This is a genomic window from Nonomuraea sp. NPDC001684 (assembly GCF_053596515.1).
Map to the genome: position 1 here is coordinate 1 of NZ_JBSFGJ010000390.1, position 8,825 is coordinate 8,825.

4 protein-coding genes are annotated in these 8,825 nt (G+C 72.0%); 3 read left to right on the forward strand and 1 reads right to left on the reverse strand.

Annotated elements, in window-relative coordinates; genetic code table 11:
- The first annotated feature begins 233 nt into the window (after positions 1 to 233).
- On the forward strand, positions 234 to 824 hold the full coding sequence (locus tag ACWCSD_RS40825) for a hypothetical protein (protein ID WP_364331275.1): 591 nt from the start codon (positions 234 to 236) through the stop codon (positions 822 to 824).
- Positions 825 to 970: 146 nt separating this feature from the next.
- On the opposite strand, the gene ACWCSD_RS40830 is transcribed toward ACWCSD_RS40825, so the two are convergent.
- A complete protein-coding gene (locus ACWCSD_RS40830; RefSeq protein WP_449922935.1) occupies positions 971 to 2,512 on the reverse strand; it encodes a bis-aminopropyl spermidine synthase family protein in 1,542 nt (513 codons plus the stop codon).
- A gap of 314 nt (positions 2,513 to 2,826) precedes the next feature.
- Between ACWCSD_RS40830 and gltB the strand changes: the two genes are divergently transcribed.
- A complete protein-coding gene (gene gltB, locus ACWCSD_RS40835; RefSeq protein ID WP_397162119.1) occupies positions 2,827 to 7,332 on the forward strand; it encodes a glutamate synthase large subunit in 4,506 nt (1,501 codons plus the stop codon).
- A gap of 13 nt (positions 7,333 to 7,345) precedes the next feature.
- A partial coding sequence (locus ACWCSD_RS40840; RefSeq protein WP_449922939.1) for a glutamate synthase subunit beta occupies positions 7,346 to 8,825 on the forward strand: 1,480 nt, incomplete at its 3' end.

The window sequence follows — 8,825 nt, forward strand, 5'->3', positions numbered from 1 at the left end:
CACCGCCCGGGACGACTTCGTCTCCGTCACCCTGGCCCTGCGCGGCGCCGAGAAGTCCGTCTACCGCCGCGTCGTCGCGATCACGGGCCCGGCCTCGTGACGTCGCCTCGCGCGGCCGCGATCAAGGGAGCGGCCCTGATGGCCCACGTCGGGGGTGCGGTCGTGCTGTCCCGCGTCGGGGGTGCGGCTCTGCTGTCCCGCGTCGGGGTGGGGTTCGCGGAGGCGGTCGCGTGATGTCCCGTCGTGTGGTCGTGGTGGCGGGGGTGGCCGTGGGGGTGCTGGCGGTCGCCGTGGCCGGGTGGTTGTGGCTGCGTCCGGGGGAGCCGCGGCCGGCCGCCTTCCGGGGCGAGCCCACCTCGGCCTTCTACGCGGCCGTCGACTCCCGTCAGGCCGACGCCGCACCGCTGACCGCGCAGGAGGTCTTCACCGCTGAGACGCAGACGCTCGGCGCGCTGCGGCGGGTCTCCACGCAGGAGCACGACGACTGCGACGAGGTGCTGTGGGGAGCGTCGGCGTCCGGGTGCACGCAGGTGCTGGCGGCGGCGTACGAGGGCGACGGGCTGGCCGGGCAGTTCGCCATCTTCAACCTGCCCGACGGGCGCGCGGCCGACGCCCTGGTGGCGGCCCTGGGCAAGGACGGCTTCGTCCGGCAGGACGCCGCGTTCGACGCCGCCCGCAGCCGTGCCCAGGCGCGGGCCATGGGCCACTACGTGACGGTGAGCTGGGCGGGCGGCACGGTCTCCGCCGACGGCCTGGTCACGGCCCTGGTCGCCCTCGACGGTCTCGGCCGCGTGGTCCAGAACCGCATCCTCGCCGCCACCTGACCGTCCACCCCCCCATCCGGCCACCTGCCCGCTCGAAGGGGCGCCGCGGGCCGCCTGCTGCTCGGAGGGTCGCGGTCGTCCGGCGGTTCGGCCGTCCTTCCGCCGCCCACCCACGACGCCGCTTCCGTCAGACGCCTTGCGCGGAGTCAGGGGGTTGTGGTGGTGAGGGCGGTGACGGTGGTGGCGACGGCGGCGGGGAGATCGGCCAGGCGGTGGAGGGGGGCTTCCAGCGGGGTCAGGTCGTCGGACCAGGGAGCCGTCTGGCGGATGAGGGTGCGGGCCTCGTTCTTGGTGAGCGCCGTGCCCTGGTCGCGGGCCACCGCGATGAGGGCCTCCCGCCAGGTGTTGGCGAGTTTGGCGTGGCCGTTGTCGAGGATCCTGCGCAGCACCGCGTCGGCCGATCCGGCGGGTTGCGGGCGGCGTACGGCGTCGAGCGCCCCGCCCGTCCGGCGGAGCTCGTAGACGCCGGACAGCGCCTCGGGCAGCGGCGGCAGGTCGGCCCCCCACACGCGCACGTGCCCGGCGCGGGTGGCGAGCAGCACGCGGGGAAGCGCCGCCTCCAGCCCCGGCGGCAGCGCGACGGCGACCCGCTCGACGGCCGCCGCGTACGGCTTGGCCAGCCAGGTCGCCAGCCGCACCCGGGGCTGGGGCAGCTCCTTGGGCCACTCGCCCACCAGCAGGTCAGCCTCGAACCCGGCCAGATCGGACGCCGGGGCCGCCGCCGGGGCCGACTCGACCGACTGGGGGCCCTGGGTGTAGATGGCCGTGGCCTGACGGCCCAGCCGGGCGTTGACCGCCGGGCGGGTCTTGGTCGTGGGACGCAGCAGGTAGAGGTCGGCCGCCGAGCCGATCGCCTCCGCCCCGAAATAGCGATTGAAATCCGGATAGATCGCCTCGTAGGCGAGGTTGAGCTCCGACAACGCCTGCTGGACCTTGAAGGCCAGCATCGGCGTACGCTCGCTGGCCCCGTACGCCACCAGCACCCGCCCGTCGTCCTTCAGCCCCTCCACGGCGCGCGCCGTGAACAGCCCGATCCCCTCCGGCGTGTACGGCGGGTCGGTGAACGCCAGGTCGTGCTCCCGCGCCGAGGCCGGCAGCCCGAGCCGCAGGTCGGCCCAGCGCGTGCGGACCCCGAGCCCCTGCTCGTCGATGTAGGCCAGGATGCGCTCGTCGACGTCGACCACCGTGACGTCGGTCTCGGGATGGACCAGCTTGACGGCCAGCGAGGTCAGGTCGTGGTCGCCGACGCACAGCAGCCGCGCCCCGGGCAGCCAGAACCGCGCCCCGAGCAGCAGCGCGCGCCGCAGGGTCGTCTCGGGGGTCGCCGAGACGTGGTCGAGCACGTGACGGGCCCGCGGCGCGCCCGCGACCAGCGCGGTCAGGCGTTCGAGCACGCCGGGGTAGTGGGGGAGCAGGTGGGCCACCGGGTCTTCGGGCGGCGGCGCCATGGCCAGCAGGTCCTGGTAGGCGGGCGTGTCGCCGGGCGGCACCCGGAACCTCTCGCCCGAGCGCTCCAGGCGCACCTCGCGCAGCAGGGCCTCGACGGTCCGCCTGGAGGTGGCGGTCTCCCTGACCAGGCCGGCCAGGGACCACCACTGGCCGTCGCACAGGAGGGTGAGGGCGTGCCGCAGCCGCCTGCCGTCGACGCCCGCCTCGGCGAGCAGGCGCTCCACGCCGTCACGATCCATGCGCCAACCCTATCGAGGGGCGGGCCCGGCTCCGGCCGCCCGCCGGGGAGGGCCGGGCTCGTCCGCAAGGAGCTTTCCGGGGCTCGTGAGGGCCTTGGGACAACAGGGGCGTGACCTGGGAATTCTGATGGCCGGGTCCGGGGTTTGGGATGGGGAGTTCGGATGCTGGAACCGTGCGCAATGTTCGCAATGCGGACGTGGCGGGCACCATTCCGGCATCGTGCGGTAATCTCTACCCACGATATGCAGCAGGGCCAACGTCGTCCCCGCCTGTAGAGCAGTTCTTGACAGACGAAGACGACGGGAGGGATTCAATGCCTGCTGCCCACCTCGGATTCCCCGAGCCTCAGGGCCTCTACCACCCCGCCAACGAGCATGATGCCTGCGGTGTCGCCATGGTCGCCGACGTCGCCGGACGCCGTGGGCACACGATCGTGGTCAAGGCGCTGACGGCGTTGTGCAATCTCGATCACCGGGGAGCCAAGGGTAGCGAGCCGGACACCGGCGACGGAGCCGGGATCCTGACGCAGATCCCCGATGGGTTCTACCGCGCGAGCGTGCCGTTCGCGCTGCCCGAGGCCGGCGCGTACGCGACCGGCATCGCCTTCCTGCCGGCCGACGAGCAGGCCAGGGCCGTCGCCGTCGGCCTGATCGAGGAGATCGCGGCCGAGGAGGGCCTCACGGTGCTGGGCTGGCGGGACGTCCCCGTCGACCGCGCCCTGCCGGGCCCGAGCGCCCGCGCCGTCATGCCGCACTTCGCCCAGCTCTTCGTGTCGAGCCCCGGCGGCGAGCAGGGCCTCGACCTCGACCGGCTGGCCTTCTGCCTGCGCAAGCGGTCCGAGCACGAGGCGGACGTCTACTTCCCCTCGCTGTCGGCCCGCACGGTGGTCTACAAGGGGATGCTCACGCCCGACCAGGTGGAGCCGTTCTTCCCCGACCTGAGCGACGAGCGTTACGAGAGCGCGATCGCGCTGGTGCACTCGCGCTTCTCCACCAACACCTTCCCGAGCTGGCCGCTGGCCCACCCCTACCGGTACGTGGCGCACAACGGCGAGATCAACACGGTCAAGGGCAACCGCAACTGGATGCGGGCCCGCGAGGCGATGCTGGCATCGGCCCACATCCCGGGCGACATCTCGCGGCTCTTCCCGATCTGCGACCCCGACGGCAGCGACACCGCCAGCTTCGACGAGGCCCTGGAGCTGCTGCACATCGGCGGCCGGAGCCTGCCGCACGCGGTGCTGATGATGATCCCCGAGGCGTGGGAGAACCACACCGAGATGGATCCGGCGCGCCGCGCCTTCTACGAGTTCCACTCCTCCCTGATGGAGGCGTGGGACGGCCCGGCCTCGATCACGTTCACCGACGGCACCCTGGCCGGGGCCGTGCTGGACCGCAACGGGCTGCGTCCCGGGCGGTTCTGGGTGACCGCCGACGGGCTGGTCGTGCTGGCCTCGGAGGCCGGCGTGCTGGACTTCAAGCCCGAGGACGTCGTCCGCAAGGGCCGCCTGCAGCCGGGCCGCATGTTCCTCATCGACACCGCCCGCGGCAAGATCATCGAGGACGACGAGATCAAGGCCGAGCTGGCCGCCGCGCACCCGTACGAGGAGTGGCTGCACGCCGGGCTGGTCAGGTTCGAGGAGCTGCCCGCGCGGCAGCGGGAGATCCCCACGCACGAGGCGCTGGTCAAGCGGCAGCAGACCTTCGGCTACACCGAGGAGGAGCTGCGCATCATCCTGTCGCCGATGGCCAGGTCCGGTGCCGAGCCGATCGGCTCGATGGGCACCGACACGCCGGTCGCGGTGCTGAGCGAGAAGCCGCGGCTGCTGTTCGACTACTTCACGCAGCTGTTCGCCCAGGTCACCAACCCGCCGCTGGACGCCATCCGGGAGGAGCTGGTCACCTCGCTGGCCAGCGTGCTCGGCCCCGAGGGCAACCTGCTCGACCCGGGCCCGACCTCCTGCCGCCAGCTCGTGCTGCCGTACCCGGTGATCGACAACGACGAGCTCGCCAAGATCATCCACATCAACGACGAGCACGACCTGCCGGGCTTCCACCCGCACGTCATCAGCGGCCTGTACGAGGTCGCCGGCGGCGGCCAGGCGCTGCTCGGCCGCCTTGAGGAGATCAGGGCCGAGGCGTCCAGGGCCATCGCCAACGGCGCGCGCATCATCGTGCTGTCCGACCGCGGCTCCTCCGACACGCTCGCCCCGATCCCGTCGTTGCTGCTCACCGGCGCGGTGCACCACCACCTGATCCAGGAGAAGACCCGGACCAAGATCGGTCTCGTCATCGAGACCGGCGAGGCCCGCGAGTGCCACCACATGGCGCTGCTCATCGGCTACGGCGCCGGCGCGGTCAACCCGTACCTGGCGATCGAGACCGTCGAGGACCTGGTCGACACCGGTGTGCTGCAGATCGGCAAGCACAAGGCGGTGCGCAACCTGATCAAGGCGTACGGCAAGGGCGTCATCAAGGTCATGTCCAAGATGGGCGTGTCCACGGTGGCCTCCTACACCGGCGCGCAGATCTTCGAGGCGCTCGGCCTGAGCCAGGAGGTCATCGACGCCTGCTTCACCGGCACGACGTCCCGCCTGGGCGGCGTCGGCTTCGACGTGCTGGCCGAGGAGACCGCCCAGCGCCACCGCCACGCCTACCCGCGGGCGGAGAACGCCCACCGCAGGCTCCAGGTCGGCGGCGAGTACCAGTGGCGGCGCGAGGGCGAGCCGCACCTGTTCAACCCCGAGACCGTCTTCAAGCTGCAGCACGCCACCCGCACCCGCCGCTACGAGATCTTCAAGGAGTACACGAGCCTCGTGGACTCCCAGGCCGAGCGGCTGATGACCCTGCGCGGCCTGTTCAAGCTGCGCAAGGGCCAGTCGATCCCGATCGACGAGGTCGAGCCGGTCGAGAGCATCGTCAAGCGCTTCTCCACGGGCGCGATGTCGTACGGCTCGATCTCGATGGAGGCGCACGAGACGCTCGCCATCGCGATGAACCGGCTCGGCGGCAAGTCCAACACCGGCGAGGGCGGCGAGGACCCCGAGCGCCTGTACGACGCCACCCGCAGGTCGGCGATCAAGCAGGTCGCCTCCGGCCGGTTCGGCGTCACCAGCGAATACCTGGTCAACGCGGCCGACCTGCAGATCAAGATGGCCCAGGGGGCCAAGCCCGGCGAGGGCGGCCAGCTGCCCGGCCACAAGGTCTACCCGTGGATCGCCAAGACCCGCCACTCCACGCCCGGCGTCGGCCTCATCTCGCCGCCGCCGCACCACGACATCTACTCGATCGAGGACCTGGCCCAGCTCATCCACGACCTGAAGAACTCCAACCCGGAGGCCAGGGTCCACGTGAAGCTGGTCGCCGAGGTCGGCGTCGGCACGGTCGCGGCGGGCGTGTCCAAGGCGCACGCCGACGTGGTGCTCATCTCCGGCCACGACGGCGGCACCGGCGCCTCGCCGCTGACCTCGCTCAAGCACGCGGGCGCGCCCTGGGAGCTCGGCCTGGCCGAGACCCAGCAGACGCTGCTGCTGAACGACCTGCGCGACCGCATCGTCGTGCAGGTGGACGGCCAGCTCAAGACCGGCCGCGACGTCGTCATCGCCGCCCTGCTGGGCGCCGAGGAGTACGGCTTCGCCACCGCCCCGCTGGTCGTCTCCGGCTGCGTGATGATGCGGGTCTGCCACCTCGACACCTGCCCGGTGGGCGTGGCCACGCAGAACCCCGAGCTGCGCAAGCGCTTCAGCGGCAAGCCCGAGTTCGTGGTCAACTTCTTCGAGTTCATCGCCCAGGAGATCCGCGAGTACCTGGCCGAGCTGGGCTTCCGCTCGCTCGACGAGGCGATCGGGCACGTCGAGATGCTCGACACGACGGCCGCCGAGAACCACTGGAAGGCCGGCGGGCTCGACCTGTCGCCGATCCTGCACCAGCCCGACCTGCCCGCCGGCACGCCCAAGCGGCGCACCGTCGAGCAGGACCACGGCCTGGAGCACGCCCTCGACAACACCCTGATCCAGCTCGCCGAGGGCGCGCTCAACGACGGCACCCCGGTCACGATGGAACTGCCCATCCGCAACGTCAACCGCACGGTCGGCACGATGCTCGGCTACCAGGTGACCAAGCGGTACGGCGGCCAGGGCCTGCCCGAGAACACCATCGACATCGCCTTCACCGGCTCGGCGGGCAACTCCTTCGGCGCGTTCGTGCCCCGCGGGATCACGCTGCGGCTGACCGGCGACGCCAACGACTACCTCGGCAAGGGCCTGTCGGGCGGGCGGATCACCGTCCGGCCGCACGAGGAGGCGCCGCTCGACGGGCACATCATCGCCGGCAACGTCGCCCTGTACGGCGCCACGTCCGGCGAGGTGTTCGTCCGCGGGGTGGTCGGCGAGCGGTTCTGCGTCCGCAACTCCGGGGCCACGGCGGTCGTCGAGGGCGTGGGCGACCACGGGTGCGAGTACATGACCGGCGGCCGGGTCGTCGTGCTCGGGGCGACCGGGCGCAACTTCGCGGCCGGCATGTCCGGCGGCGTGGCGTACCTGCTCGACCTGCGGCCCGAGCGGGTCAACCGGGAGATGGTCGCCATCGAGACGCTGACCGAGCAGGACGCGGAGTTCCTGAAGGAGACGGTCGAGAAGCACTTCGCCGAGACCGCGTCCCCGGTGGCCAAGCAGCTGCTGGCCGACTGGGACGCCGCGCTCGCCCGGTTCGGCAAGATCATGCCGACCGACTACAAGAGGGTGCTGGCGGCCGCCGAGGCCGCCCGCGCCGAAGGCAGGGACATCGACGAGGCCGTCATGGCGGCTGCGGTTCAGGGCTAGGGAGGCGTACTCGATGGCTGACCCCAAGGGTTTTCTCACGCACGAGCGGGAGCTGCCGGCGCGCCGCCCGGTCGACGTCCGCATCAGCGACTGGCGGGAGGTCTACCAGGACTTCCCGCAGGAGAAGCTGACCAGGCAGGCGGCCCGCTGCATGGACTGCGGCATCCCGTTCTGCCACAACGGCTGCCCGCTCGGGAACCTCATCCCCGAGTGGAACGACCTCGTGTACCGCACCGACTGGCGCGAGGCGATCGAGCGGCTGCACGCCACGAACAACTTCCCGGAGTTCACCGGCAGGCTCTGCCCGGCTCCGTGCGAGGCGGCGTGCGTGCTCGGCATCAACTCCGACCCGGTGGCGATCAAGCGGGTCGAGGTCGAGATCATCGACCGCGCGTTCGCCGAGGGCTGGGTGACCCCGCAGCCGCCGCGGGTGCGCACCGGCAAGAAGGTGGCCGTCGTCGGCTCGGGCCCCGCGGGCCTGGCCGCCGCCCAGCAGCTCACCAGGGCCGGGCACGACGTGGTGGTGTTCGAACGCGCCGACCGCCTCGGCGGCCTGCTGCGGTACGGCATCCCCGAGTTCAAGATGGAGAAGCGCCACATCGAGCGGCGCCTGGAGCAGATGCGGGCCGAGGGCACCAGGTTCCGCACCGGCGTCGACGTCGGCGTCGACGTCACCGCGGCCGAGCTGCGCGAGCAGTTCGACGCGGTGGTGCTGTCGGGCGGCGCCACCCAATGGCGTGACCTGCCGGTCGCCGGACGCGAGCTCAAGGGCGTCTACCAGGCGATGGAGTACCTGCCGCTGGCCAACAAGGTCCAGGAGGGCGACTACGCGGTCGCGCCGGTCTCGGCCGAGGGCAAGCACGTCGTGGTGATCGGCGGCGGCGACACCGGGGCCGACTGCATCGGCACCGCGATCCGGCAGGGCGCCGCGTCGGTGACCCAGCTGGAGATCATGCCGCAGCCGCCCGCGTCCCGGCCCGGCAGCCAGCCGTGGCCGACGTTCCCCATCCTGTTCAAGATGGAGAGCGCGCACGAGGAGCTGGCCGACGGCGGCGGGGAGCGCGTCTACGCGGTCTCCACCACCGAGTTCGTCGGCGACGAGGAGGGCAACGTCAGGGCGCTGCGCCTGGTCGAGGTCGAGGGGCCGCAGAACGGCTTCAAGCCGATCCCCGGCACCGAGCGGGAGATCCCGGCCGAGCTGATCACCCTGTCCATGGGCTTCCTCGGGCCGGAGAAGGGCGCCCTGCTGGAGGACCTGGCCGAGGTCGCGGGGGAGGGCTTCTACGACGCCCGCGGCAACGTCGCCCGGGACAAGACGTACATGTCGAAGGTGGACGGCGTGTTCGTGGCCGGTGACATGGGCCGCGGGCAGTCGCTCATCGTGTGGGCCATCGCCGTCCAGCTCGGGCTGCTCGGCCGCCTCCGCCAGCACCTCCTTCAGCACGGTGTCGTGCGTCGGGCCCGCCGCGGTCAGCAGGTCGCGGCCGTCAGGG

Bases quoted from the DNA above. Each gene is read 5' to 3' on its own strand.
- ACWCSD_RS40825 (WP_364331275.1), top strand. From the start codon at position 234: ATGTCCCGTCGTGTGGTCGTGGTGGCGGGGGTGGCCGTGGGGGTGCTG.
- ACWCSD_RS40830 (WP_449922935.1), bottom strand. From the start codon at position 2,512: ATGGATCGTGACGGCGTGGAGCGCCTGCTCGCCGAGGCGGGCGTCGAC.
- gltB (WP_397162119.1), top strand. From the start codon at position 2,827: ATGCCTGCTGCCCACCTCGGATTCCCCGAGCCTCAGGGCCTCTACCAC.